The sequence below is a fragment of the Bacillus haynesii genome (genome assembly GCF_014042035.1).
Classification (GTDB): domain Bacteria; phylum Bacillota; class Bacilli; order Bacillales; family Bacillaceae; genus Bacillus; species Bacillus haynesii.
Map to the genome: position 1 here is coordinate 3494385 of NZ_CP059494.1, position 26235 is coordinate 3520619.

Below are 26235 nucleotides of genomic sequence, written 5' to 3' on the forward strand. Positions count from 1 at the left end.
GCAACAGGCGTGAGCACCAACAGTGAACAAGTTTTGGATCAGAAAAGCCGGCCGCTTCGGGATTTAAGAATTTCTGTCACCGACCGCTGCAACTTAAGATGTACGTATTGTATGCCTGCCGAAATCTTTGGACAGGATTATCCGTTTTTGCCAAAAGGCGAACTGTTGTCCTTTGAAGAGCTTGAACGATTGGCCAAGCTGTTTGTTCATCAGTTCGGGGTGGAAAAAATCCGCCTTACCGGCGGCGAGCCGCTGATGAGAAAAGATATGCCTGAATTAGTCGGGAAGCTTGCAGGGATTAAAGGGATTCGCGATATTGCGATGACGACGAACGGCGTTTTGCTGCCGGTTTACGCTGACAAGCTGAAAAAAGCGGGGCTGAAACGGGTGACGGTCAGCCTGGATTCCCTGGATGACGAGCGTTTCAAAGCGATCAACGGCAGAGGTGTCTCCGTCAGCAAGGTGCTGGCCGGAATTGAAGCGGCGAAAGAGGCTGGACTCGGCGTCAAGATCAACATGGTCGTCCAAAAAGGGGTAAATGAAAAGGATATTTTGCCGATGGCCCGCTATTTTAAAGAAAAAGGCCATATTTTGCGGTTTATAGAGTTTATGGATGTCGGAAACACAAATGAATGGAACCGTCAGTCAGTGGTGACAAAAGCGGATATCATCCGGATCATCAATGAAGACATGCCGGTTGAACCGATCGACCCTAACTACAAAGGAGAAGTCGCCAAACGGTACCGATACGTGGACGGCTCAGGAGAAATCGGTTTTATCTCTTCTGTATCCGATGCTTTTTGCAGCACATGCAACAGAGCAAGACTATCGGCGAAAGGCGAGCTTTTCACATGTCTTTTCGCATCAAGCGGGTTTGATTTAAGAACCCTGATCAGAAGCGGGAAGACCGATCAGGAGCTGGCTGAGGCGATCAGCACCGTTTGGCGGAATCGCGATGATCAGTATTCGCTCGACCGCGCTCTTTCAAAAGCGGCTCCGCGGAAAAAGGTTGAGATGTCCTATATAGGAGGATAATTGACTGCTTTTGGGAAGGCCGTCCATTGAAAAGATGGGCGGTTTTTTCATGCTCCGGAGGTATGTTTGACTTGCATATTGACAGGTTTGATACGGGGGAAAAGCGGAAACTTTTTAAAAAACATGGCCTGAAACAGAAAGGATGATTGAATGTTCGGACTGCAGGATATTGTCAAGTTCTTCTGGTCGTTCTTAATCGTTTTTCCCGCCGTGTCGGTGCTTCATGTCTTGGGCCACAGCGTCATGGCGGTGTTGTTCGGCGGGAAATCTTCGCTTGAAATCGGGATGGGCAAAAAATTGCTAAAAATCGGCCCCGTGCAAATCAGAAGTGTTTACTTCATGGATTCCTTCTGCAAATACGGAGATCTAAAATACGATAACCGTTTTACGAATGCGATGATTTATGCCGGCGGATCACTGTTTAACTTAATGTCTATTTTTATTATCAATTTGCTTATTATCAAAGACATCATACCCGAAAATATTTTTTTCTACCAGTTTGTTTACTTTTCAACCTATTATGTATTTTTTGCTTTGATTCCCGTGAGATATTCCGAAAATCATCTTTCTGATGGAATGGCAATTTATAAAGTGCTGAGGTATGGGGAGAAGTACGAGATTAATAACTGAGCATGCCGGCTGCGGGCATATCCCGGAGCCGGCGTTTTTCAGACATGCATCATGTCTTCAGGCAGCTTCTTTAGCTTTCGAACGGATTCGATGAATGTTTCCAAAGGATCACAACCGCTAAAATATTGAAATGCTTCTCGATCCCCGTTGTTCATCACGACGAGATGATCGCCTCTTGTTACCAGCCCTTTTTCGCGGCGAAACGAGGAGATGGTATCATAGCGGATGTCAAGGTGAAAAGGGGCGCCAAACAGAGAAGAGTAAAACATGAGCCGCCTGTCAGTGGCCGCAAGCACGCCTCTGTAAGGAGTGTAACGTGCAGACAGTCTCGCGTTATAAGCGCAAAGAATAATAGATCTGATCTCTTCATTCGGCTCAAGCCTGGTATGCAAAGCTGCTTTTCCTTCTGCTATCTCTTTCATTGAAAAACACTCCTTTCATCAGTAAATACGAAAGAGCCTGTGAAAAAGTTCCGAAGTGAGACGTGAGGGTGATTTGAAAAAAATTTTATTTATTCTTATGATCATTAAGGATATGATAAGAGTTGACAAAAAACTTCCCCTGTAACTATAATAATTACATCGGTGGTGAAAACTTATGGTGAACACCCGTCTTTCAGTGGCCATTCATATTTTGTCTTTAATCGCCGCAAATCCGCGGGAATCTTCGGAAATGATCGCCGGGAGCGTCAATACGAACCCGGTTGTGATCAGGCGCATGATCAGCCAGCTCAAAAAAGGCGGTATTCTGACGTCGCGGCCGGGAGTGGCCGGGGCAACCCTGAAAAGAGATCCTGAAGATATATCTCTGCTGGATATTTACCGCGCGGTTCAGCCACAAGAAGAATTGTTTGCGATTCATGACAAGCCGAATCCAAACTGCCCGGTTGGAAGACAAATTCAAACAACGCTTGACCAAACGTTTCACAGCGTTCAGCAGGCGATGGAGAACGAATTGGCCAGCAAGTCTCTTAAAGACGTCTTAACTCATCTCTTTTAAACAAGAGATGATGTTTCATCATCAACATGTAACTAATTTTGTTACAAATAATCAAATTATTGGAGGAAGCGATTATGAAAATCGGTATTATCGGTGCAAGCGGTAAAGCGGGCAGCATGATTTTAAAAGAAGCGTCAGAAAGAGGACACGAAGTGACGGCAATTGTCAGAAGTGCGTCAAAAGTGGCGGACAGCGGTACAGCTGTCGTTGAAAAAGACATTTTCAACCTGACAGCGGCAGACATCAAAGGACTGGATGTTGTCGTCAATGCATTCGGCGCGGCTCCAGGGCAGGAGCATCTCCATGTTGAAGCTGGAAGAAAGCTGATTGAATTGTTTAAGCAGGTTCCTGAAACAAGATTAATAGTTGTAGGCGGGGCAGGCAGCCTTTATGTTGATAAAGAAAAAACAACCCAGCTGTACGATACGCCTGAGTTTCCTAAAGAATACTTGCCGACGGCTAAAAATCAGGGGCAGAACCTTCAGGATTTGAAAGAAGCGGGCGGACTAAAATGGACGTTCATCAGCCCGGCGGCATTTTTCAACCCGGAAGGAAAGCGGACAGGTTCATATCAAAAAGGTCAGGAAAACTTCATCGTAAACACCGCCGGAGAAAGCTACATCAGCTATGCAGACTATGCTATTGCAGTGGTGGACGAGGCTGAAAAAGGCGAGCATATCAATGAGCGTTTCACCGTTGTCGGAGAAGCCGAATAATAAAAGCCTGTCTCGGTCAATTCCCGAGACAGGCTTTTGATCATCATTCGTAATAATAAGGATCGTATCCGCTGTGTAAATCGGTAAGAATACCTAAAAAGATCAGGAAGAAAAAGGCGACTATGCATAAAATGAAGATCACAATATTGGATAGTAAGAAGAAAAATTGCCATTTCATAAACTTCACATAGTTATCAAGCAAGGCTTCATGCGGTTCTTGCGGCATGTCATCACTCATTTTCTGAGCGGCGTTTGCCGATTTTAGAAGGTAGATCCCCGAAAAAATCATCAGCACACCTGGAGCGGCTCCGATGATAAGCAAAGAAATTCCGAAAAAGGCATAGATGCCTCCGCCGATAATCATAAAAACCCCGGTTATTTTTCCCCATTTTGCAATCGCATCAAGCGATTTTTTCATGCTGTCTGTCATTTCCAAAATAAGAATTCACGCCTTCCCTGTAAATATAGTAATTTCTCTATAGTTATACACTAGGCAAAAAGATATTGAAATGATAAGTATTGATTTTTTATTATATTTTAAAGTGTACATTGGGCAGATGGCCGCTCTGACAACATTATTCCACAATAAAAGCGACTGTGTTATAGTAAATCGTAAGAATCATATCAGCAATAAGTGATGTGAAATGCACCTTGCAAACTGGTATTTTGTGCCGGACCAGAACCCCGCAACCAATTTACCATATTGTTTTAGGGGCATTTTTATTTTTGTGATATTACTGGTGTTAAGAAAGGCGGTTTTTCTATGAAATCTTCTTATTTCTATCGTCTCTTACAAATCGATCATATAAGAAAGCCCGGCGATCTTCCGGATGAACAGCAGCTGGCAGACTCTTTCGTTTTGATCTTTCACTTGAAGGGTGAAGGGAGAATCGATATACAGGCATCAGGCAGGCCGCTCCAAAAAGAAACGCTGTATATTGTTCCGCCTTATGAAACATTCGGAATCACAGCTTCAACAGCTGAAATCAGCGGGTATCTCATCAGGCTGCAGCCCTACAGCTATGACGACCGCCGCCTGACGCTTGAAGCAGACACCGACCCTGACGCTTTTTCCGAACTTCAGATGATGAATGTCCATTCTGTCGGAAATCTGGCTTCCCGCCTTCAGGAACTTTCCGCCTTATGGCCGGCTTCTTCAGCGCTCCAGGAGCTGAAATGCCAAGCAGACCTGCAGCAGCTTTTGTACGATATCTATTCGGCTAAACTGACTCATCCCGAAAACACCGCATCAGCCATAGGAAAAACAAAGGAGTATATTGAAGAGCATTCAGATGCACACCTGACGCTTGATCAACTCGCGCAAATGGCCGGAATCAGCGCGAAGCATTACAGCGAAACGTTCAAAAAGCTGTACGGTCGAAGCGTGACAGAGTTTATCACTGAGACGAGGATGACGAAAGCGAAGCAGCTGATGGCGAAAGCAACCTACAAGCTGAGGGAAATCTCAAGCCAAATCGGGTATCAGGATGAATTTTATTTCAGCAGGACATTTAAGAAGCATACTGGTTTATCCCCGACCGTTTATATGAAAAAAAGGCGCAGGAAACTGGCGGCCTACGGCCAGAATACGATCGGACAGCTTATACCGCTTCACCTCATTCCTTACGCCGCTTCCCTGCATCCGAAGTGGACATCGTATTACTATAAGCATTACGCGGCAGATATTCCGATCCATCTGAGCGCTTACCGCTTTCACGAGCCGTGGGAAGAAAACCTGCGGACATTGTCATCGGCTGCCCCTGAGCTCATTATCAGCATGGACAGCGTGTCTCACGAGGAACGGGAACAACTCCAGTCGATCGCCGATGTTTTCTTTTTGCCTTCACAGGAACAATGGAGAAGGCATTTTATGCTGACCGCATCCCATTTGGATGAAGAAGCGGAGGCTCAGAAATGGCTGCTGTCTTACCAGCGTCTCACCGAGACCGCGAAAGAAACGCTTTATCCGATCTGCGGACGCCGAAGCTTTTTGTTTTTGCGCCTGCATAAACACGAGATTTATCTGGCGCATAACCGCTCTGTTCAAGATGTATTTTTCGGCGACCTTGGCTTTGAATCGGCTGTATCGCTGAAAGAACCGACTGACCGGTCCGTGTCGATCGAAACGATCGCGGCATATCAGCCGGATATCATCATGATTTTCGTTTTTAAAGAGCCCGAGACGCTGGCATTCTACCGGGAGCTGCAGCAGTCGGCTGCATGGCAGGATTTGAAAGCGGTGCGGCATCACCGGGTGTATCAGGTGAATTCGGATCCTTGGCGGGAATACTCCGCATGCAGCCATGAACGAATCATTCGCCAGGCGGTTCGGCTCTTGTCCGGAAAAAATCCATTTTAATTGCCGGATATTATCCATGGTGTTATCGGAGAGGCTTACCTATAATTTTAATTGATAATAGTTATCAATTAAATCAGGGGGTCTCAGTCAGATGAGAAAAATATCAATCTTATTATTTATTCTCCTTCTTGCGTTTAGCGCAGCGGGATGCGGGAACAGCAAAGAAAAGGCGGGCGGCGATGGCAAGAGCACAGCGTCAGCTGAGAAGAGCATCGAGTACCTCGATCATACATACAAGGTGAAGATCCCGGCCGAACAAATCGTCATTACGGGAAGCGTGGAATCGATGGAAGATGCCAAGCTTCTGGATGTTCACCCAGCCGGTGCCATTTCCTTCTCCGGAAAGTTCCCGGACCTGTTTAAGAGCATTACTGACAAAGCAACCGCTGTCGGCGAAAAAATGGAGCCGAACCTGGAGAAAATCCTTGAGCTGAAACCGGATGTCATCCTGGCTTCAACGAAATTTCCCGATAAAGTGGTGAAAAAACTCGATAACATCGCGACGACGATTCCTGTTTCCCACGTTTCTTCAAACTGGAAAGACAATTTAAAGCTGCTGGCTGAACTGACAGGCAAAGAAGATAAAGCGAAGCAGATTATTTCGGATTATGAAGCAGACCTTAAGGAAGCTAAAACAAAGCTTGAGAAAACGGCAAAAGATACAAAAGCGCTCGTAGTCAGAATCAGAAAAGGCAATGTCTTTATCTATCCGGAAGACGTATTCTTCAATTCCACATTATACGGTGAGCTCGGCTTCACAGCTCCAAAAGAAGTCAAGGCGGCAAAAGCCCAGGAGTTAGTTTCTTTAGAAAAACTGAGCGAAATGAATCCGGACTATATGTTTGTCCAATTCTCAGACGATGAGAATGCCGACAATCCGAATGCGCTGAAAGATCTAGAGAAAAATCCAATTTGGAAAAGCATTTCTGCAGTGAAAAATGACCGTGTATTTGTCAATGCTGTAGACCCGCTTGCGCAGGGCGGCACGGCATGGAGCAAGGTTGAATTTTTAAAGGCTGCAGCTGAGAAATTAGCGCAGAACAAATAGAAAAGGTTCCTTGAGCTATGCATTCAAAGCAAATGACCCGCGTCATTATGATCGCCGCTCCGTTTGCCATACTGCTGTCTGTTTTTCTATCGGTATGTTACGGTGCAAAACAGCTTGAGCCCGAGGTGATTTTTTCGGCGCTGCTGCATTTTGATCCGGGCAACACAGATCATCAAATCATTTGGCATTCCCGCCTTCCGCGCGCTGCCGGCGCTCTTTTAATCGGAGCGGCGCTGGCGGTGTCCGGTGCGCTTATGCAGGGTGTCACCCGAAATTACTTGGCTTCCCCGTCGATTATGGGCGTTTCCGACGGGTCAGCGTTTGTGATCACGCTGTTGATGGTGGTGATTCCGGGTTCATCCTCTCTGGAGATGATGGGCTATTCGTTTATCGGATCAGCCGTCGGCGCCGGCCTTGTCTTCGGTCTCGCCTCGGTGATTCCAAACGGTTTTATGCCGGTTCAACTTGCCATAATCGGGACGGTAACAAGCATGCTGCTCAGCAGTCTGTCTGCGGCGATATCGATTTACTTTCAAATTTCCCAGGACGTCAGCTTCTGGTACAGCGCGAGGCTGCATCAATTGAATCCCGAGCTGCTGAAGTATGCCGTGCCGTTTTTTGTGATCGGCATCATTCTGGCGCTCTCTCTCAGCAAAAAAGTGACAGCTTTATCATTGGGGGACGACATTTCCGAAAGCCTCGGCCAGAAAAAGCAGGCCGTCAAATGGACAGCGATGGCAGCGGTCGTCGTTCTGACAGGCTGCTCCGTCGCCATGGCGGGAAAAATTGCTTTTGTCGGACTGGTCGTGCCGCACATTACGCGTTTTCTCGTCGGATCGGATTACAGCCGGCTGATCCCGTGCTCCTGCGTTCTCGGCGGCGTTTTTTTGACGCTGGCCGATCTTCTCAGCCGGCTGATCAACTATCCGTTTGAGACACCGATTGAAGTCGTTACTTCGGTGATCGGCGTTCCTTTCTTCCTTTATTTGATCAAAAGAAAAGGAGGGGAGCAGCGTGCCTAAAAAGGTTGCAGTCATCTATGCTGTTTTTATTGTGCTGATTCTCACAATCTGTTATCTCAGCATAACAGTAGGATCGTTTGCCGTACATCCGGCTGAGCTGTTATCAACATTGCTTCACATCAACCCGAATGAGCAATACGCCATTCTCCTGTTTGAGCTGCGTCTTCCAAGGATTGTGACGGCAGCACTCGTGGGTCTTGGGCTCGGCATTGCCGGTTCCGTCATCCAGGCGATGACAAGGAACGGACTGGCTGACCCGGGAATCCTGGGGATTAATGCAGGTGCGGGGGCGGCGATCGTCGGCTACATGCTGATCTTTCAAGGCCAGACCGAAACGACAAGCCTGCTCGCTGCAATGGGGATGCCATTCTTCGGCTTGATCGGGGGCATTTTGGCGGCAATATTCATTTTTATCTTTGCCTGGCACGGCGGCAACTTGGATTCGGGCAGGATTATTCTCGTTGGAATCGCGATTAATTCGGGTTTCAGCGCTGTTTCGCTGTACCTGTCATTGAAGATGAATCCGAATGACCACGAAATGGCCATGGTTTGGAAAAACGGAAGCATCTGGTCGGCGAATTGGACGTATATTCAAGCGGCACTGCCGTGGCTGCTGCTTCTCATTCCATTCCTGCTGACAAAGTCCGGCCTGCTCGATACCATTCGCTTTCATGAAGATACGGTGAAGAGTCTCGGCGTATCCGCGAATGTTGAAAAAGTAGTGCTGCTAACGGCTTGTGTCGGCATCATCAGCGCCTGTGTGGCTATCTCGGGGAGCATGGCATTTGTCGGCCTGATTGCTCCGCACATTTCGCGGAGGCTCGCCGGCGTCCTGCACCGCCACTCATTGCTGTTAAGCGGATTGATCGGGATGTTTCTCGTATTGTGCGCCGATTTTGCCGGAAAGCTGCTGTTCCAGCCGTCCGAGGTGCCGGCGGGTATCATTCTTGCCATTTTCGGTGTGCCGTACTTCTTATTTTTACTGTTTAAACAAAAAAAGACGGTTCATTAGACGGTTTTTAGCTCTACAAAGAGGGGAAGGGAGAATGACATGGCTCAAGAAAAACTTCAGCAGTCTGTCAATGCTGCTGAATGTATTCCGGTGGCGATACCGGGGACAGAACAGCGGTGCATGCGTTCTCCGGATGGGAGTCGCACATACCGGATTTTTATTGCGAAACCATTTGGGGAAAAGCCGCCCGCAGGATATCCCGTGATTTATCTGCTTGACGCCAATTCCGTGTTTGGAACGATGGTGGAGGCATTGCGGATGCAGTCGCGCCGTCCCGATAAAACCGGCGTCGTGCCGGCCGTTATCGTCGGCATCGGCTATGAAACCGACGCTCCCTTTGACCGGGGGCGGTATTACGATTTTACTCTGCCGGATTCGGGCGCTGAGCTGCCCAGGAGACCCGATGGAGCAGACTGGCCTGAGCCGGGCGGGGCGAAAGCTTTTCTGTCCTTCATCGAACAGCAGTTAAAGCCGGAGATCGAACATGAATTCCAGATTGATATGAAAAGGCAGGCGATTTTCGGTCATTCCCTTGGCGGACTTTTTGTTCTGCAGACCCTGTTTACAAAACCGGCCCTATTTCAAACATATATCGCCGGCAGCCCGTCCATCCATTGGCATCCGTCATTTTTTGATGAAGAGCATGACTTTATATCGAAATTGCAAGAAGCGGATGGCGATGTAAAGGTATTGCTTGGGGCCGGAGAGCTTGAAAAGACGCATAAAAGCGGGATGAACGACAATGCAAAAAGGCTGGCCGACCGCTTGGCCTCCTTGGAAAACCAGGGGGTTCGCGCGGAATACCATGAATTTAAAGGGGAAGGTCATATATCGGTTCTGCCTGTGTTAATCAGCAGAGCGCTCCAGTTTGTCTTCAAGCCTGATTGACAGCGGGGCGCTTCCGGCGCCCCGAGCTTTAAAAAAGATAAGAATGGATAACAGATAATATACCATGAGCATTGATACGGATAAACAATCGAAAACGATTTGACCGTTTGCATTTATTGGTATATTATATTTTTAAACGATAATGATTATCATTATCAATTAGAATTTTAGCCGGCAGAGACTTTTTAAGACTCGGGCGCTGCCGCTTTTTAGAAAGGAAATGATAAGAGTGAAAGGCAAGGTTGCTTTGGTGACTGGGGCTTCGCAAGGAATCGGCAAAGAAGTGGCCCTGTCGCTTGCTGAACGCGGGGTGTTTGTTGCAGCAGCTGATCAAAATCGAAAAGGGCTGCTTGAACTTGAAGCCGAACTTGAACAAAAAGACCTGCAGGGTTCCGGTTTTGCCGCGGATGTGGGCGGCAGTGCCGCCGTCGAGCAGCTTATCGCCCATGTTGAACGCGAGATCGGTCCGATAGACATGCTTGTCAATGTAGCCGGCGTTCTCAGAACAGGTCTGATCCATTCATTGAGTGATGAAGATTGGGAGAAGACGTTCAGCGTCAACTCCACCGGGGTTTTTAACGTATCGCGTGCCGTCGCCCGCCGGATGATTCCGCGCAGGACTGGAGCGATCGTGACTGTCGGATCAAATGCGGCCGCTGTGCCGCGGATGCATATGGCCGCCTACGCGGCCTCCAAGGCTGCTGCTTTAATGTTTACGAAATGTCTCGGCCTTGAACTTGCCGAGTACAACATCCGCTGCAATATCGTATCGCCCGGATCAACGGATACGCCGATGCAGCGGTCGCTATGGCAGGGTGAGGAAGCTGCGCAAGGCGTCATTGAAGGATCGCTTGAAACATTCAAAACGGGAATCCCGCTCGGAAAATTGGCTTCGCCGGCAGATATTGCAGATGCTGTAGTATTTTTGCTGTCTGACGGGGCTCGTCACATTACGATGCACGATTTGCGCGTCGATGGCGGAGCAACGCTTGGAGCCTGATTCAATCTAAAGGAGGTTTTAATGATGATAGAACGTCATGTCGTGTCAGAAGCGCTTGCAGATCAGCTGTTAAAGCAATATCAGGCCGGTGCTTCATTCTTTTTCTCTTCCCCTGAGCGGACCATTCTGGCGGAAGGTGTCTTGGCTTCTGTTTCTCAAACGGAAGAGCAAAGCCTTGCGCAGCGGGCAGAGGAAGTTCTGAAAAAAGCTAGGGAGAACGGGCAGAAAAACCCGATTGTGGTCGGAGCTGTGCCGTTTGATGATGCAAAGCCGGCGCAGTTAACCGTGCCGGTCGAAGCGTGGCATGCAGGGCCGCTGACATGTGAAGAAGATGGTAAAGAGGAGCCTGAACCTGCCCTGTACCCTTATGATATCGAGCAGATTCCAAGCCCGGAAGCGTATATGACCGGGGTCAGACAAGGATTGGCAGGTATAGCAGCAGGAGAATTCAGCAAGATCGTCCTTTCCCGGTCATTGCTGCTGACCTCGCCGATCAAAGTCGATATCGGTCAATTGCTGCGAAATCTTGCCCGCCGCAATACAAGCGGGTACACCTTCGCCGTTGACTTAACCGGGCAGACATCTGAAGCGCCTCGTACCACTTTGATAGGCGCAAGTCCCGAGCTGCTTGTATCGCGGTCCGGGTTCCGCGTTACGGCAAATCCTTTAGCAGGCTCAAGACCTCGGAGCGATGATCCCGAAGAAGATCGAAGACGGGCGGCTGAACTGCTTGCTTCTCCTAAAGACCGTCACGAACATGCGGTCGTTGTCGAAGCGGTTGCTTCCGCGCTCAGGCCGTTTTGCCGAAAGCTGGAGGTGCCGGAACCGTCTCTCATCAGCACGCCGACGATGTGGCATCTTTCAACGGAATTGAAGGGAGAGCTTACAGACCTTTCTGTATCATCATTGGAGCTCGCCTCTGCCCTTCACCCGACGCCCGCTGTCTGCGGCACGCCAACGAATGCGGCGAAAGAAGCGATTAAACAGATTGAGCCGTTTGACCGCGGGTTTTTCACAGGTATGGTCGGCTGGTGCGACGCGGAAGGTGACGGAGAATGGGTCGTAACGATTCGCTGTGCTGAGGCGGAGGAACACGCGTTGCGGCTGTACGCAGGAGCCGGAATTGTCGCCGGGTCGAAGCCTGAAGACGAACTTGCCGAAACGTCTGCAAAGCTTCGGACAATGCTTCTTGCAATGGGAATGAACAGTGAATAACGGAGGGATAAAAGATGTTGAAAGGATGCCCGACATGGCCGAAGGAGTTTGCGGATAAATATCGGAAGGAGGGATGCTGGCGAGGTGAAACATTTGGAGGAATGCTGAGGGAGCGGGCTGAAAAATACGGCAGCCGCATTGCCCTTACATACGGAGATACCCATTTAAGCTATCGTGAATTAGACGAGAGAGCTGACTCTTTGGCTGGCGGTCTATTAAAGCTTGGGATCAAAAAAAATGATCGCGTCGTTGTCCAGCTGCCGAATATCATCGAGTTTTTTGAAGTTTGCTTTGCGCTCTTCCGGATCGGAGCTCTGCCTGTCTTTGCGCTTCCATCGCACCGGCATAGCGAGATCACGTATTTTTGCGAGTTTTCTGAAGCTGCTGCCTACATTATTCCCGATCGTCACGCAAGGTTTGACTACCGCAAGCTGGCAAGGCAGGTAAAGGGAAAGCTGCGAGGGCTTCGTCATGTCATTGTCGCCGGCGAACCGGAGGAGTTTGAAGCGCTGGCGGGCCTTTATGATCAGCCGGCACCTCCACAAAACGTCCATTCAGAAAATGTCGCCTTTCTTCAGTTGTCAGGGGGAAGCACAGGTCTGTCCAAACTGATCCCGAGGACACATGATGATTATATTTACAGCTTGAGGGTCAGCGCAGAGATTTGCAGGCTCGATCACAACAGCGTGTATCTTGCCGCTCTCCCGATCGCTCACAATTATCCGCTCAGTTCGCCGGGAGTGCTCGGTACGCTGTATGCGGGAGGCCGAGTCGTCCTTGCGTCAGGAGGCAGCCCGGATGAAACCTTCCCTCTGATCGATAAGGAGAGGGTAACGATCACGGGACTAGTACCGCCGCTGGCGCTAATCTGGCTTGAAGCTGCTCCGTCACGCCGGGACGACTTGTCAAGCCTCCAGGTCCTTCAAGTCGGCGGAGCGAAATTCAGTGCCGAAGCTGCCAGACGCGTCACATCGGTGTTTGGCTGCAAACTGCAGCAGGTTTATGGCATGGCAGAAGGTCTGGTCAACTATACCAGACTTGATGATCCTGAAGACACGATCGTTCACACCCAAGGCAGACCGATGTCTCCGTTTGACGAGATTAAAATTGTGGATGAAGAAGGACGCGAACTTGGACCCGGACAGACCGGGGAGCTGCTGACTAGAGGTCCTTATACAATCCGCGGCTATTACAAGGCTGAGGAGCATAATGCGAAAGCGTTCACTGAAGACGGATTTTACCGTACGGGAGACTTGGTCAAAGTCAACTCATCAGGCTATTTGATTGTTGAAGGACGAGCTAAAGACCAGATTAACAGAGGCGGGGAGAAGGTTGCCGCGGAAGAAGTGGAAAACCACCTGCTCGCACATCCGGCCGTACTCGATGCAGCGGTTGTCTCAATGCCGGATCAATTTCTCGGCGAAAGATCGTGTGCATATATTATCCCTCGCGACGCTGCACCGACTCAGGCTGAATTGCAATCGTTTTTGAGAGAAAGGGGCCTTGCAGCCTACAAAATACCCGATCGGGTGGAAATGGTTGAAGCATTCCCGCAGACAGGCGTAGGAAAAGTCAGCAAAAAAGAACTGCGTACAGCGATTGCTGAAAAAATGTCTGCAGCTGAGAATGTCAGATGATAAAAAAATGAGAGGATGTGATTTGATGGCCATTCCTGCCATCTTACCGTACCAAATGCCAGAAGCATCAAATATGCCGAAAAACAAGGTGTCATGGACTCCTCATCCGAAGCGTGCTGCCCTTCTCATCCATGACATGCAGCAATATTTTCTCAACGCTTACCGTTACGGCGAGTCTCCGGTAACAGATCTGCTTGCTAATATCAAGAAGCTTCGGAAGCGATGTGCCGAGCTTGGCATACCGGTTATTTTCACGGCTCAACCAGGCGCCCAGACACCGGAAGAAAGGGGGCTTCTCCAAGACTTTTGGGGACCCGGAATCGGTCCTGATCCCGATGAGCAGAAGATCGTGGATGAGTTGAAACCGAATGAAGACGACATCGTTCTGACAAAGTGGAGGTACAATGCTTTCAGAAAAACCAACCTTTTAGGTGTGCTAAAGGAACAAGGTCGGGATCAGCTCATCATCACCGGGATCTATGCCCATATCGGTTGCCTGATGACGGCATGTGATGCGTTTATGCAAGATATTGAAACGTTTTTTGTCGGCGATGCGGTGGCAGATTTCTCATTAAAGCATCATGAAATGGCCATCACATACGCAGCTGACCGCTGCAGCGTCACAATCACTGCGGAACAGCTTCTGAGCCAACTGAAAGATGACGGAAGCGATGAACACGCAAAAGAAAGCTCTCACGCACTGACAAAACAGATCATTCGCGAACAGGTTGCATCGCTTCTTCTTGAATCGCCGGAAAAGATAAGCGACAGCGAAAATTTGATTTACAGGGGACTTGATTCCGTGAGAATCATGAGCCTCGCAGAGCGCTGGCGCCGAGCCGGGCGGGAGGTATCATTTGTGGAGCTTGCGGAGGACCCTTCGATTGAAAACTGGTGGAGACTGTTGTCCTCTTCTAAAGAAGCACCCTTGCCAAATGCAGACTATCAATGAAGGAGGTCACCTTAATGCTTGAATGTCAACATAACCGAAAGCCATTATCAGGAGCGCAAGCCGGCATTTGGTTTGCTCAGCAGCTTGATCCGGAAAATCCGATCTACAATACAGCTGAATACGTTGAAATTAAAGGCCCGCTTGATCAAGAGCTTTTCGAGAAAGCGCTGCGCCATGTCATTAAAGAAGCTGAATCACTGCATGCCAGATTTGGAGAAGATCAAGACGGACCGTGGCAAGTGATCGTTCCGTCGCCAGATTTTCCGCTTCATTACATTGATGTCAGCTCAGAAACCGATCCGGAACAGGCGGCTAAAAGCTGGATGAAGGATGATCTTTCCTGTCCGGTTGATCTGACTTGCGGCCCGCTTTTTACAGAAGCGCTTTTCAAAGCTGCGCAAGATCATTACTTCTGGTATCAACGAACTCACCATATCGCAACAGACGGGTTCAGCTTTACATTGATCGCCGAGCGGCTGTCAAAAATATATACCGCATTGATGCAGAACAAATCGATTGACCAGAGTGGAGCCTTTGGCTCCCTCGATTTGATTTTCGCGGAGGAAACGGCTTACCTTGCATCAGAACAGTATCAGGAGGATCGGCGATTTTGGCTAGAGCGTTTCAGCGATGAACCGGAGGTGGTCAGTCTTGCCGAAAGGGCGCCGCGCACCTCTTCAAGTTTTCTTCGCAGGTCTGAATACCTGCCAAGTGAGCATGCTGATCGTCTTCTGTCTGCCGCAAGCAGAATGGGGGCAACTTGGCACGAAACCGTGATGGCAGCAGCCGCAATTTATGTTCATCGCCTGACTGGGGCAAATGACGTCGTTCTCGGGATGCCGATGATGTGCCGCCTCGGGTCAGCCGCTCTCCATATTCCGGGAATGGTCATGAATCTCCTTCCGCTTCGGATTGGCATGCAGCCGGAAATGAGCGTAGGAGAGCTAGTCAAGCAAATCTCAGCGGAGATGATGAAGCTGCGGCGCCATCAGCATTACCGCCACGAAGAACTGCGCCGGGATCTCAAGCTGCTTGGCGAAAACCAGCGGCTGTTCGGTCCGCAGCTTAATTTGATGCCTTTTGAGAACCGCTTGAATTTTGCCGGCTGTCAAGGCATCGTGCATAATCTTGCCACAGGACCTGTGGACGATCTGTCAATCAACATTTACGGCCGCCCGGACGGAGGCGGATTAAAAGTAAACATGGATGCAAACCCTGCTGTTTATCATGCGGATGAACTTGAACATCACGCTCATCGTTTTCTTACTCTTCTGAAAACGATTGCCGATTGCGAACAAACTCAGCCGGTGGGGACGTTGGACATTCTTCTCCCGGAAGAACGCGCTCAAATATTGATCGAATGGAATCTAACAGAACACGTTCTTCCCAATGAGAGTCTTCCGCAACGATTTGAAAGGATGGCGAAGGAGTGCCCTGAATCTCCGGCAGTTGTTTGCAATGATGAGGTTCTCACCTATTCTGAATTAAATAAAAGGACAAATCAACTGGCTCATCTGCTGACCAATCAGGGGGCGAAACCCGAGACATTCGTTGCTTTGGCGTTGCCGCGCTCAGCGGAAATGGTTATCAGCATGCTCGCCGTTCTCAAGACTGGAGCGGCTTATTTACCTATAGACCCCGATTATCCAGCTGACAGGATCGAGTATATGCTCAACGATGCACAGCCGTTGCTTGTCATCACCAGCAAGGAAGCACAAGACACGATCAGTTCCCAAATGCCGAAGTTAATCCTCGATGAACAAACTGTTATGGAGAAAATCTCCGGCTGTTCTGAAGAAAATCCCGGCAGACAGACTTCCGGTGCTCAGCCGGCATATATGATTTATACGTCGGGATCAACCGGCAGGCCTAAAGGCGTGGTTGTACAAGCTGAAAGCTTATTCAATTTTTTGCTGTCAATGCAGGATATGTTCCTGCTTAATCAAGATGACCGACTGCTGGCCGTCACTACAATTGCATTCGACATCTCAGCACTCGAAATTTATTTGCCGCTGATCAGCGGGTCAGCAGTCGTTCTTGCCGAGAAGGAAACGGTACAAGATCCGTCCGCACTGGCCAAAATGATTGAAACATACGGAATCACAATGATGCAGGCTACACCGACCCTCTGGCATGCTTTGGCCTCAAGCGCCCCGGAAAAGCTCAAAGGTCTTCGTGCGCTTGTCGGCGGTGAAGCTTTGCAAGCGAGCCTGGCCCGGCAATTGCAGCAGCTCGGATGCACATTAACGAACCTTTATGGACCGACGGAAACAACGATTTGGTCTACAGCCGCCGCGCTGGAAGGCAACTGCACAGAACCTCCGGGGATCGGCCGTGCGATTTGGTATACGCAGCTGTATGTTCTAGACGCCGGATTGCAGCCCGTGCCTCCGGGAACGGCTGGAGAACTTTATGTGGCAGGAACAGGGGTAGCGCGCGGCTACTTGAACCGCCATGCTCTCACGGCTGAACGCTTTATTGCGAATCCATACGGGCCGCCTGGATCGCGGATGTACCGGACAGGCGACCTCGTACGCTGGCGCGAAGACGGGTCGCTTGATTATATCGGCCGTGCGGACCATCAGGTCAAAATTCGCGGATTCCGCATTGAAATGGGAGAAATAGAAGCGGTGCTTGCAAATCATCCGGTTGTTAAACAAGCTGCTGCTATCGTTCGTGAAGACCAGCCCGGTGACCCGCGTATATTTGCGTATGCCGTTCCCGCTTCGGGAGAAAGCCTTGATCCTGCCGAGCTTCGCCGCTACGTTGGTGAGACACTGCCCGACTATATGATTCCGTCTGCATTTGTCATACTTGATGAACTGCCGCTTACGCCGAACGGAAAGCTTGACCGCAAATCCCTGCCGGCTCCGGCGTTGAGTATGCATACAGGCGGACGCGAGCCAAGGACTCCGCAAGAGGAAATATTGTGTGATTTATTCGCTGAGGTGCTGGGGGTGCCGCGAGTCAGTATTGATGACAGCTTTTTTGATCTCGGCGGACATTCGCTTCTGGCAGGCAGGCTCGTCGGTCGTATTCGGGAAACGCTCAGCGTCGAACTCGGGATCGGCCGTTTATTCGATGAACCCACAGCCGCCGGACTTGCCAAACAGCTTGATCAGGCGCAGAGCGCCCGTCCGGCATTGCGTAAAAGAGAGCGCCGGCAGGAGATTCCGCTGTCCTTCGCCCAGCGGCGCCTATGGTTTTTGCACTGTTTGGAAGGACCGAGCCCGACCTATAATATTCCGGTTGTCGTTCATTTAACCGGAGGTTTGGACCAAGAGGCGCTGGCAGCCGCTCTGGGTGATGTGGCAGCAAGACATGAGCCGCTTCGAACAATTTTCCCGGATCAGCAAGGGACAACACACCAGCTGATATTGGAAGCGGATCAAGCGCGTCCCGAACTCGCTGTATCCCATGTCAGCGAACATGAGTTGGAAAAAGTTCTGGCTGAGGCCGTCCGGCACCGTTTCCATTTAGAAAAGGAACCTCCGTTTCGCGCCCAGCTATTCGTACTCGAACCGGACAAATTTGTTCTTCTTCTGCTTTTGCACCATATGGTTGGCGACGGCTGGTCTTTAATGCCGCTGACCCGTGATTTGGAAACCGCCTACAATGCGCGTTTGCATGGTGAGGCACCTGTTTGGGAGCCGCTTTCTATACAATATGCCGACTATGCCGTATGGCAGGAACATCTGCTTGGCAGTGAGAACAATCCGGACAGTCTGATTGCCAAGCAGCTCGAGTATTGGTCAAAGGCATTGGAACATCTGCCTGATCAGCTGGAGCTCCCGACTGATCACCCGCGTCCGTCGGAATCAAGCTACAGAGGCGGCACGATTGATCTCAGCATTGACGAACAGCTGCACGGCCGTCTGCTCGGTTTGTCCCGCAGCACCGGAGTCAGCATGTTCATGATATTGCAGTCGGCCCTTGCCGCACTGCTGACACGGCTCGGAGCAGGTCATGACATTCCGCTCGGCAGTCCGATAGCGGGAAGAAACGATGATGCATTAGGCGGAATTGTCGGATTGTTCGTTAATACGCTTGTGCTTCGAACGGATACATCGGGTAATCCAAGTTTTCGGGAGCTTCTGAACAGGGTTAGAAAAGTAAACCTTGCAGCATATGAGCATCAGGATCTTCCGTTCGAGCGCCTTGTTGAAGTGCTCAATCCTCGCAGGTCTAGAGCGAGACACCCGCTGTTCCAAATCATGCTCGCCTTTCAAAATACGCCTGAACCTGAGCTTCACCTTTCCGGCCTCAAGTCAGACATTGAAATTCGCAGCGTCGGCGCAGCCAAATTTGATTTGACGATTGAGCTTCGCGAACATCGAAAAGCGGACGGAACACCTGCAGGTATCGGTGGATTTCTGGAATACAGCACAGATTTATTTGAACGAAATACGGTTCAAACATTGGCGGAACGCCTTGTCACGCTGCTCGATTCAGCAGCAGACGACCCTGATCAGCCGATCGGAAGACTCGATATTCTCCTTCCAGCCGAACGTGAAAACATGCTGGCTGATTGGAGCAAATCGTCCAACAACGTACCTTGTTCATCTTTGCCCGTTTTGTTTGAAAAACAGGCGGCAAAAGACCCGGAAGCCGTTGCGGTTATTTGTGAAAATGACGCGCTCACATACGGAGAGCTCAATAAACTCGCCAACCGGCTTGCTCATTTCCTGATCGCCAAAGGGGTCGGTCCCGAACAATTTACTGCCCTGGCGCTGCCAAGATCTTTGGATATGGTTGTCGGATTGCTTGCAGTGCTGAAAGCTGGCGCGGCATATGTGCCTCTAGATCCGGACTACCCGGCAGAAAGGATAGCGTTTATGTTGAATGATGCACATCCTGCCTGCATTGTAACGAGTTCAGCGGTTGAATCAAACCTTTCTGTTCCCGGATCTGTTGAACGGATTGTACTTGATGATCCTTGTATACAAGAGGAGCTGAAAGGATGTGCTGCTGGGAATCCGAGTGATGCCGACCGCACCGCGCCTTTGCTGCCTCTTCATCCGGCGTATGTCATTTACACATCCGGTTCGACCGGAAAGCCGAAAGGGGTGGTCGTTCCGCATCAAAATGTCGTGCGGCTGTTCGGAGCGACTGACCAATGGTTCCATTTCGGTTCTGACGACGTTTGGACGATGTTTCACTCTTACGCATTTGACTTTTCGGTATGGGAAATTTGGGGAGCGTTGCTCAATGGGGGCCGGCTTGTCGTGGTGCCTCATACAATCAGCCGCTCGCCGGCCGAATTTCTCAATCTTCTTGTTCGCGAGGGAGTAACTGTGCTCAATCAAACCCCTTCCGCATTTTATCAATTGATGCAGGCTGATCGGGACAATGCTGAGACTGGAAAGCTCCTTTCTTTGCGTTTTATTATTTTTGGAGGGGAAGCGCTCGAGTTGAAGAGGCTTGAAGATTGGTATGAACGCCACCCGGATCATTTCCCGCGGCTGATTAATATGTACGGAATTACAGAAACGACTGTACATGTCAGCTATATTTCCCTCGATCAGCAGACTGCAGCACTTCAAGCGAACAGCCTGATCGGTCAAGGGATTCCCGATTTAGGTGTATATGTGCTTGATGAATACCTTGAACCGGTGCCCGCGGGCGTCACCGGAGAGATGTATGTATCCGGGGGCGGTCTCGCACGGGGTTACTTGGGCAGACCCGATTTGACGGCAGACCGCTTTGTCGCTGATCCGTTTGGTCCGCCGGGAACCCGGATGTACCGTACCGGTGATCTTGCCCGCAGGCGCCAAGACGGCTCTCTTGATTATATGGGGCGGGCCGACCAGCAGATCAAGATTCGCGGTTTCAGAATCGAACTCGGCGAGATAGAAGCAGTGCTTGTCCGCCATCACAGAGTGAATCAAGCTGCTGTAGTTGTAAGGGAAGACCAGCCCGGCGACAAACGCCTGATCGCTTACGTTGTCCCGGCGTCTGAAGAAGAAACCGATCCGGCTGAGCTGCGCCGGTTTGCAGCAGGCACTCTGCCGGAGTACATGGTGCCTTCCGCATTTGTGAAAATTGCAGAACTGCCATTGACTCCAAATGGCAAGCTGGATCGAAAAGCGCTGCCTGAGCCTGATTTTGCCGCGGCTGTTAAAGGGCGGGGGCCAAGAACACCGCAGGAAGAAATCTTGTGCGATCTTTTTTCAGAAATCCTCAATGTGCCGCGAGTTGGTATTGATGACGGATTCTTCGAACTCGGCGGGCATTCTCTGCTCGCGGTACAGCTGATGAGCCGCATTCGTGAAGCGCTCGGAGTCGAACTTGGCATCGGCGACCTGCTTGAAGCGCCTACTGTCAGCGGACTTGCTGAACGGCTTGAATCCGGCGGCAGGCAAAGTGCGCTGGATGTACTGCTTCCGCTGAGAACCGGAGGCAGTCAAGATCCCCTGTTCTGTGTGCACCCGGCCGGGGGACTCAGCTGGTGTTATGCAGGTTTAATGACGGCACTCGGCAAGGAATACCCGATATATGGCCTTCAAGCCCGCGGGATCGCAAGGCAGGAAGCGCTTCCTGATACGCTCGACGACATGGCAGCTGATTATATCCGGCACATTCGTACGATTCAGCCAACAGGCCCTTATCGTCTTCTCGGCTGGTCGCTCGGAGGGAATGTTGTGCATGCGATCGCAACTCAGCTGCAGGAACAAGGGGAAGACATATCGCTTCTTGTCATGCTTGATGCTTACCCGAATCACTTCCTTCCAATTAAAGATGCGCCTGATGAGCAGGAAGCATTGATTGCCCTCTTGGCATTGGGAGGATACGATCCGGACAGCCTTGACGGGGAACCGCTGAACCTTTCCAGTGCGATCGATATTCTGCGCCGCGACGGCAGTGCGCTTGCCAGCCTGGATGAGGCTGCGATCTTGAATTTAAAGGAGACGTATGTGAATTCCGTCCGGATTTTAAGGGAATATAAGCCCCGCGTCTTTCATGGCGATATCCTGTTTTTCAAATCAACCGTGATACCGGAATGGTTTGATCCGATCGATCCGGAGTCGTGGCTTCCTTATCTGAACGGAAACATTGATATTCATGATATGGATTGCCGGCATAAAGATTTGTGCCAGCCGGAGCCGCTGGCACAAATCGGACGTCAGGTTGCGGAAAAGTTGGACGACTTGAAAAAAGATACGGATAAGTAGGGAGAGATAACGATGACAAATCCTTTTGAAAATGAACACGGCACATATGTTGTGTTAATGAATGAGGAAGGCCAGTATTCACTCTGGCCCGCCTTCATTCATATTCCGGCAGGATGGGAGATTGTCTGCGGGAAAACGAGCCGCAGCGCCTGTATGGACTATATCAGCTCGAATTGGACCGATCTCTCGCCGAACAGCTTAAAACAGGCTGCAGAAGTACACGGCGGTCAGCAATGAATAGAAGGCCGTTCAATCAAAGGACGGTAGTCAGCATTGTATATGTAACGGCCATGTTTATGGCTGCAATGGATGCGAGTGTCATCAACATGGCATTGCCTGCCATCATGAACGAATTTCAAACATTACCGTCTGCTGCAGGCACAGTTAACATCGGATACTTAGTCAGCTTGGCGGTCTGTCTTCCCGCAGCCGGCTGGCTTGGGGACCGCTTTGGGACAAAGCGTGTTTTCCTAGCCGCACTTTCGATATTTACGGCTGCATCCGCATTATGCGGAATCGCTGACAATCTGGCGGCATTAAACGTATTTCGCGTGATCCAGGGAGCCGGCGGGGGGTTGATTACACCGGTGGGAATGGCGATCTTGTTCAGGACGTTTCCTCCGCATGAACGGGCCAAAATCTCGAGAGTTCTCGTTCTTCCGATTGCTGTCGCGCCTGCGGTTGGGCCGATCATCAGCGGGTTTCTGACAGATCAGCTGTCATGGCGCTGGATTTTTTACATTAATATTCCGATCGGGATGATCATTCTGCTGTTTGGCCTGTTGTATCTTCATGAACATTTGGAGCCGGAAGCGGGCAGATTTGATTGGCTTGGATTCCTTTTGGCGGCGCCGGGAATGGCCTTGGCAGTTTTTGCACTCAGCCAGGGGCCTGTGCGCGGCTCCAGCTCTCCGGATGTGCTTGCTTCAGGAGCCGGGGGAATGATTCTCCTCGTCATTCTCGTTTTTGTCGAGCTGAAGGCTGAGCATCCGTTGATTGAGCTGCGCTTATTGAAGGACCGGGTTTTTGGAATGATGAGCGTCATTTCGCTTTTGACAGCAGGCGGACTGCTTGGCATGCTCTATATATTTCCGCTGTTGTGTCAGGAAGCACTCGGCTACTCTGCGACCGATACTGCCCTGATCACGTTTCCCGAAGCATTAGGCTTGATGCTGGCATCCCAGCTGATGCCGAGGTCGTTGGCAAAGCTCGGGCCGCGGCGGGTTATTTCCGTTGCGCTGTTAGGTGCTGCAGTGCTGTTTGGGCTGCTGAGCCTGACTGGATACGGGTCAAATCTCTGGCTTCTCAGGCTGCTGCTGTTTTTGGCGGGCTTCTTCCTGGGGCATGCGGTTGGTGCGGCGCAGGTTGTTTGTTTTGCCAACATTTCATCATCCTCAATGGGCCGGGCCACGACGCTGTTTAATGTACAAAACCGGCTCGGATCTGCTTTTGGAGTTGCCGTCATGTCGTGCGTCCTTGCCGTGCTCAGTCAGCCCGGCGCAGGCATAGAGCCTGATTTATCAGCCTACCGAACCGCTTTGCTCAGTGCAGCCGGCTTCCTCATAGCAGCATTTTTCATCGCACTCAAGCTCAAGGACGCTGACACAGGCCGCCAAATGGACAGGCATGCTGCAGCATCCAAAGGTGTGGCAGCTTCCGGTAAGTAAAGCAAAAATCCTCCCGTTTCCGGGAGGATTTTTTTAACAGCATGAATTGTACGCTATAAAATCGGCGACAGCAGGATCGAAATGGCTTCTTTGAAGCGGATCGATTTGCTTCTGTTTAAATATTCCTCAAAGGTCAGCTCCCTTGACACTTGCAGATCTTTTTCAAATGATAGGACAAGGCTTCTCGCAATTTCCTCATCATATAAAAAAGCATTGACTTCAAAATTGAGCTTGAAGCTTCGCATATCAATATTTGCCGTGCCGACCGATGAAATTTCTTCATCTACAACGATCGTTTTCGCATGGATAAACCCGTTATCGTAAATAAATACGGAGGCGCCGGCTTTTAAAAGTTCGCCGATGTAAGAATAGGTTGCCCAGTACACAAACGGATGGTCGGGTTTGTTAGGAATCATGATTCTGACGTCAACGCCGGATAGACAAGCGATCCTGAGGGCATCGAGCAGGCTTGCGTCCGGAATAAAATAAGGCGTCTGTATAAGAATGGACCGCTTTGCCGTTGATATCATTTTAATATAGCCGTTTTTAATCTGCTCCCATTCTGAATCGGGGCCGCTGGTGACGATTTGCATGCCGATGTTTCCGTGGGAATCGATGTCAGGAAAGTGGTTTGGCATATATGTAATGTCGTGATGGTGCGAGGCCTGATTCCAATCCAGGATAAAACGCGTTTGAATCGAATGGACCGCCGTTCCTTTGATTCTCAGGTGCGTGTCCCGCCAATAGCCAAAGGCCGGATTCAGACCGAGGTATTCGTCCCCGACATTAAATCCTCCGACATAGCCGATGACGCCGTCGATAATGACGAGTTTGCGGTGGTTGCGGTAATTCATGCGCAAATTGATAAACTTAAAGCGCGACGGGAAAAAGACTTCGACAAATCCTCCCGCCTTTTTCAGCTCTTTGAAAAAGCTTTTCCTGAGGCTTCTTGAGCCCAATTCATCATACAAAACGCGGACTTCAACGCCTTCTTTAGCTTTTTTGATCAACGCGTCCCGCAGCTTTTTGCCAATCTCATCGCCTTTATAAATATAATATTGAAGATGAATATGGTCTTTGGCGTTTTCAATGTCGCGAAGCAGTCTGTCGAATTTCTGGCGTCCGTCCGTTAACAGCTCGACCGCATTGTCTTCCGTAAAAACGGCGTGGTTATTCAGAATGTGCATATAAATCAAGTCTTTGCTGTCCGCCGTCGCTTTATTGCGAAATTCAAACTCGCGGTTTTTCAGCTTGGTCAGCTGCTGTTCCAATATTTTTTCCATCCCGATCCTCTTTCGGTCTTCCCATTGAAAAAGGTGATTCCTGCTCAAATTGTGGCCGAAGAGCAAATAAAGGATAAAACCGAGAACTGGAATAAAGAAGAGTACCAAGAGCCAGGCCCAGGAGGAGCTTGCATCCCGGCGTTCCCTAAAGATCACAACGATTGCCAATAGCGTGTTTAAAACTAATATAAAGCCGAGAAATATCGATGTGATGCTGATATTTTTAATAATATCCATATTGAACCTCACAAGACGGATTTGTATTTATACATTCCATTTATAACAGTTACTCCCCTTTCAAGCAACTATCTCATGTTATACGGGGCGGCAGCCGGAAAGTTTCTAAGAAAAAGGGAGGAAGGCAAAAAACTGTAAAACATGTTGGATCTAAGTTACGATATACATATAAAAAGCGTGATTTAATTAGCGGAACAACGCCTCTTTAACCAAAACGGGAGGGATTGATAATGGATATGGAACGTTTCCATCAAATGCCGGCCTTTATGAAAGAAGAAATGGATAACCTCAAGCGCGTGGCGGCGCCGTTCTTAAAGAAAAGGCTGATTTTTCTTTTTATCGCGATTCCGCTGCTTCTTGCTTCATTGGTTTATCTTTCCTCTTTTTGGGGCCAGGCTTCTTATGGAACCGATTCAATGATAAAAATCGGCTGCGCTGCCGCAGGTGCAGCTTTCGGTATGGCGCTGTTCAGAGAGTCGTCTTACCAAAAAAGAAATGTTCAGCAATCGGTGATGAAATATATATTGGAACGGATGCAAACAAGCGAAGTGCTTTCCGATGAACGGAAAAGCCGCTACGTTCGGGCGGTCAAAGAAGAGCCGTTTACTGTGATGAGAAGCTTTTTGGAATTTTTAAATGAAGAAGAGATCAGAAGGCGCAGGCTGGCTGAATGATTATGGAAAAAAGAGCTGCATGACAGCTCTTTTTTTCGTGCCATGATGATCAGGCTTCATTCAATTCTTTTCCTAATATTTTTAAATCGTACCGAATTCCGTCCATCTCGGCGATTCCGGGAAAGTGTCCCCACTCGGTAAAGCCGTATCTTTTGAAAAGCTTCATGCTCGGTTCATTGTGGGCGAAAATAAACGCCATTAAAGAACGGATTCCAAGCTTTGGAGCAGCTTCAAGCGCTTTTTCAAGCACCGCTGAACCCGCTCCTTTGCCGCGGTGGTCTTCATGAAGATAAATGCTGACTTCGGCAGTTTTGGCGTAGGCGGGCCTTCCGTAAAATGATTCGAAGCTGATCCAGCCGACGATATCCCGTTTTTCATTTTCCACAATATAAAGAGGCCTTGCCTCGGTATGGTTCAAAAACCAGTTCAGCCTTTCTTCAGGTGTGACGGGTTCTGTATCTGCCGTAACCATTCGTGACGCAATGGTGGAGTTGTAAATATCGACTACTGCGGGAAGGTCTTCCCGATTGGCGATCCGTAGTTTCATTCTCTCTATCCTTTCTTCATATGTTATATCTTCGGCGTTTTTTCGGTTATCATGCATAGCGGTCAATTTTCAGGTTTTAGGGCGGTTTTCACATAAAAACGAAGCAGCCGGTGCAGACTAATTTGAAAAAAAGTTTTTTGTA

General features: G+C 49.7%; 21 protein-coding genes. 17 read left to right on the plus strand and 4 right to left on the minus strand.

What is annotated here, in order from left to right:
- Positions 1 to 9: 9 nt before the first annotated feature.
- Positions 10 to 1035: a GTP 3',8-cyclase MoaA gene (moaA, locus tag H2R00_RS17265; protein WP_182069929.1), complete on the plus strand. Its 1026-nt coding sequence runs from the start codon at positions 10 to 12 to the stop codon at positions 1033 to 1035.
- Positions 1036 to 1185: 150 nt separating this feature from the next.
- The gene (locus H2R00_RS17270; RefSeq protein WP_182069930.1) at positions 1186 to 1665 is read left to right on the plus strand and encodes a hypothetical protein; all 480 of its coding nucleotides are present in this window, start codon (positions 1186 to 1188) and stop codon (positions 1663 to 1665) included.
- Positions 1666 to 1703: 38 nt separating this feature from the next.
- Here the strand turns inward: H2R00_RS17270 and H2R00_RS17275 are convergent, their stop codons facing one another.
- Positions 1704 to 2087: a GRAM domain-containing protein gene (locus H2R00_RS17275; RefSeq protein ID WP_234112364.1), complete on the minus strand. Its 384-nt coding sequence runs from the start codon at positions 2085 to 2087 to the stop codon at positions 1704 to 1706.
- 175 nt (positions 2088 to 2262) lie between these two features.
- Between H2R00_RS17275 and H2R00_RS17280 the strand changes: the two genes are divergently transcribed.
- Positions 2263 to 2664, plus strand: coding sequence for an Rrf2 family transcriptional regulator (locus H2R00_RS17280; RefSeq protein ID WP_020453242.1), 402 nt, complete (start codon positions 2263 to 2265; stop codon positions 2662 to 2664).
- 74 nt (positions 2665 to 2738) lie between these two features.
- Positions 2739 to 3380: an NAD(P)-dependent oxidoreductase gene (locus H2R00_RS17285; protein WP_154999355.1), complete on the plus strand. Its 642-nt coding sequence runs from the start codon at positions 2739 to 2741 to the stop codon at positions 3378 to 3380.
- Between the two features lie 43 nt (positions 3381 to 3423).
- Here H2R00_RS17285 and H2R00_RS17290 read toward each other — a convergent pair whose 3' ends face one another.
- A complete protein-coding gene (locus H2R00_RS17290; RefSeq protein WP_234112363.1) occupies positions 3424 to 3810 on the minus strand; it encodes a DUF5362 family protein in 387 nt (128 codons plus the stop codon).
- A 333-nt stretch (positions 3811 to 4143) separates the two neighbouring features.
- Between H2R00_RS17290 and btr the strand changes: the two genes are divergently transcribed.
- The 12 genes from btr (at position 4144) to H2R00_RS17350 (ending at position 23352) form a co-directional block, all read left to right on the plus strand.
- Positions 4144 to 5739 (plus strand): bacillibactin transport transcriptional regulator Btr, encoded by a 1596-nt coding sequence (btr, locus tag H2R00_RS17295; RefSeq protein WP_182069931.1) that lies wholly within the window; start codon positions 4144 to 4146, stop codon positions 5737 to 5739.
- Between the two features lie 91 nt (positions 5740 to 5830).
- A complete protein-coding gene (locus tag H2R00_RS17300) occupies positions 5831 to 6787 on the plus strand; it encodes an iron-hydroxamate ABC transporter substrate-binding protein (RefSeq protein ID WP_154999352.1) in 957 nt (318 codons plus the stop codon).
- A gap of 17 nt (positions 6788 to 6804) precedes the next feature.
- The gene (locus H2R00_RS17305) at positions 6805 to 7809 is read left to right on the plus strand and encodes a FecCD family ABC transporter permease (protein WP_182069932.1); all 1005 of its coding nucleotides are present in this window, start codon (positions 6805 to 6807) and stop codon (positions 7807 to 7809) included.
- The gene (locus tag H2R00_RS17310; RefSeq protein WP_154999350.1) at positions 7802 to 8821 is read left to right on the plus strand and encodes a FecCD family ABC transporter permease; all 1020 of its coding nucleotides are present in this window, start codon (positions 7802 to 7804) and stop codon (positions 8819 to 8821) included. Before H2R00_RS17305 ends, H2R00_RS17310 begins: the two co-directional genes overlap by 8 nt.
- 39 nt (positions 8822 to 8860) lie before the next feature.
- Entirely contained in the window at positions 8861 to 9709 is an 849-nt protein-coding gene (locus H2R00_RS17315; RefSeq protein ID WP_182069933.1) for an alpha/beta hydrolase, read from the plus strand.
- Positions 9710 to 9929: 220 nt separating this feature from the next.
- On the plus strand, positions 9930 to 10709 hold the full coding sequence (locus H2R00_RS17320) for a 2,3-dihydro-2,3-dihydroxybenzoate dehydrogenase (protein WP_234112361.1): 780 nt from the start codon (positions 9930 to 9932) through the stop codon (positions 10707 to 10709).
- 24 nt (positions 10710 to 10733) lie between these two features.
- Positions 10734 to 11924 carry an isochorismate synthase DhbC gene (gene dhbC, locus H2R00_RS17325; RefSeq protein ID WP_244958339.1) on the plus strand — a complete coding sequence of 397 codons (1191 nt, stop codon included), beginning with the start codon at positions 10734 to 10736 and terminating at the stop codon, positions 11922 to 11924.
- A 14-nt stretch (positions 11925 to 11938) separates the two neighbouring features.
- Positions 11939 to 13561, plus strand: a complete 1623-nt coding sequence (locus H2R00_RS17330; RefSeq protein WP_182069936.1) for a (2,3-dihydroxybenzoyl)adenylate synthase — start codon at positions 11939 to 11941, stop codon at positions 13559 to 13561.
- A 25-nt stretch (positions 13562 to 13586) separates the two neighbouring features.
- Positions 13587 to 14513 carry an isochorismatase family protein gene (locus H2R00_RS17335; RefSeq protein WP_154998282.1) on the plus strand — a complete coding sequence of 309 codons (927 nt, stop codon included), beginning with the start codon at positions 13587 to 13589 and terminating at the stop codon, positions 14511 to 14513.
- Between the two features lie 14 nt (positions 14514 to 14527).
- A complete protein-coding gene (locus H2R00_RS17340) occupies positions 14528 to 21685 on the plus strand; it encodes a non-ribosomal peptide synthetase (protein ID WP_182069937.1) in 7158 nt (2385 codons plus the stop codon).
- 12 nt (positions 21686 to 21697) lie between these two features.
- Complete coding sequence (locus H2R00_RS17345; protein ID WP_154998286.1) at positions 21698 to 21922, plus strand: MbtH family protein; 225 nt, start codon at positions 21698 to 21700, stop codon at positions 21920 to 21922.
- A complete protein-coding gene (locus H2R00_RS17350; RefSeq protein WP_182069938.1) occupies positions 21919 to 23352 on the plus strand; it encodes an MDR family MFS transporter in 1434 nt (477 codons plus the stop codon). The genes H2R00_RS17345 and H2R00_RS17350 overlap by 4 nt, the downstream gene beginning before the upstream one ends.
- A 53-nt stretch (positions 23353 to 23405) precedes the next feature.
- Here H2R00_RS17350 and cls read toward each other — a convergent pair whose 3' ends face one another.
- A complete protein-coding gene (gene cls / locus H2R00_RS17355) occupies positions 23406 to 24854 on the minus strand; it encodes a cardiolipin synthase (protein ID WP_182071105.1) in 1449 nt (482 codons plus the stop codon).
- A 248-nt stretch (positions 24855 to 25102) separates the two neighbouring features.
- Between cls and H2R00_RS17360 the strand changes: the two genes are divergently transcribed.
- A complete protein-coding gene (locus H2R00_RS17360) occupies positions 25103 to 25546 on the plus strand; it encodes a YwnF family protein (RefSeq protein WP_154996080.1) in 444 nt (147 codons plus the stop codon).
- 49 nt (positions 25547 to 25595) lie between these two features.
- On the opposite strand, the gene H2R00_RS17365 is transcribed toward H2R00_RS17360, so the two are convergent.
- Positions 25596 to 26093: a GNAT family N-acetyltransferase gene (locus H2R00_RS17365; protein ID WP_154996078.1), complete on the minus strand. Its 498-nt coding sequence runs from the start codon at positions 26091 to 26093 to the stop codon at positions 25596 to 25598.
- Positions 26094 to 26235: the final 142 nt, after the last annotated feature.

What these genes read in the sequence shown, in the direction of transcription:
- H2R00_RS17280 (WP_020453242.1), top strand. Translation starts at nt 2,263, where the DNA reads ATGGTGAACACCCGTCTTTCAGTGGCCATTCATATTTTGTCTTTAATC.
- H2R00_RS17340 (WP_182069937.1), top strand. Translation starts at nt 14,528, where the DNA reads ATGCTTGAATGTCAACATAACCGAAAGCCATTATCAGGAGCGCAAGCC.
- H2R00_RS17360 (WP_154996080.1), top strand. Translation starts at nt 25,103, where the DNA reads ATGGATATGGAACGTTTCCATCAAATGCCGGCCTTTATGAAAGAAGAA.
- H2R00_RS17300 (WP_154999352.1), top strand. Translation starts at nt 5,831, where the DNA reads ATGAGAAAAATATCAATCTTATTATTTATTCTCCTTCTTGCGTTTAGC.
- H2R00_RS17305 (WP_182069932.1), top strand. Translation starts at nt 6,805, where the DNA reads ATGCATTCAAAGCAAATGACCCGCGTCATTATGATCGCCGCTCCGTTT.
- H2R00_RS17350 (WP_182069938.1), top strand. Translation starts at nt 21,919, where the DNA reads ATGAATAGAAGGCCGTTCAATCAAAGGACGGTAGTCAGCATTGTATAT.
- H2R00_RS17365 (WP_154996078.1), bottom strand. Translation starts at nt 26,093, where the DNA reads ATGAAACTACGGATCGCCAATCGGGAAGACCTTCCCGCAGTAGTCGAT.
- H2R00_RS17275 (WP_234112364.1), bottom strand. Translation starts at nt 2,087, where the DNA reads ATGAAAGAGATAGCAGAAGGAAAAGCAGCTTTGCATACCAGGCTTGAG.
- H2R00_RS17320 (WP_234112361.1), top strand. Translation starts at nt 9,930, where the DNA reads ATGATAAGAGTGAAAGGCAAGGTTGCTTTGGTGACTGGGGCTTCGCAA.
- H2R00_RS17270 (WP_182069930.1), top strand. Translation starts at nt 1,186, where the DNA reads ATGTTCGGACTGCAGGATATTGTCAAGTTCTTCTGGTCGTTCTTAATC.
- H2R00_RS17285 (WP_154999355.1), top strand. Translation starts at nt 2,739, where the DNA reads ATGAAAATCGGTATTATCGGTGCAAGCGGTAAAGCGGGCAGCATGATT.
- dhbC (WP_244958339.1), top strand. Translation starts at nt 10,734, where the DNA reads ATGATAGAACGTCATGTCGTGTCAGAAGCGCTTGCAGATCAGCTGTTA.
- H2R00_RS17290 (WP_234112363.1), bottom strand. Translation starts at nt 3,810, where the DNA reads ATGACAGACAGCATGAAAAAATCGCTTGATGCGATTGCAAAATGGGGA.
- H2R00_RS17330 (WP_182069936.1), top strand. Translation starts at nt 11,939, where the DNA reads ATGTTGAAAGGATGCCCGACATGGCCGAAGGAGTTTGCGGATAAATAT.
- H2R00_RS17345 (WP_154998286.1), top strand. Translation starts at nt 21,698, where the DNA reads ATGACAAATCCTTTTGAAAATGAACACGGCACATATGTTGTGTTAATG.
- H2R00_RS17315 (WP_182069933.1), top strand. Translation starts at nt 8,861, where the DNA reads ATGGCTCAAGAAAAACTTCAGCAGTCTGTCAATGCTGCTGAATGTATT.
- H2R00_RS17335 (WP_154998282.1), top strand. Translation starts at nt 13,587, where the DNA reads ATGGCCATTCCTGCCATCTTACCGTACCAAATGCCAGAAGCATCAAAT.
- btr (WP_182069931.1), top strand. Translation starts at nt 4,144, where the DNA reads ATGAAATCTTCTTATTTCTATCGTCTCTTACAAATCGATCATATAAGA.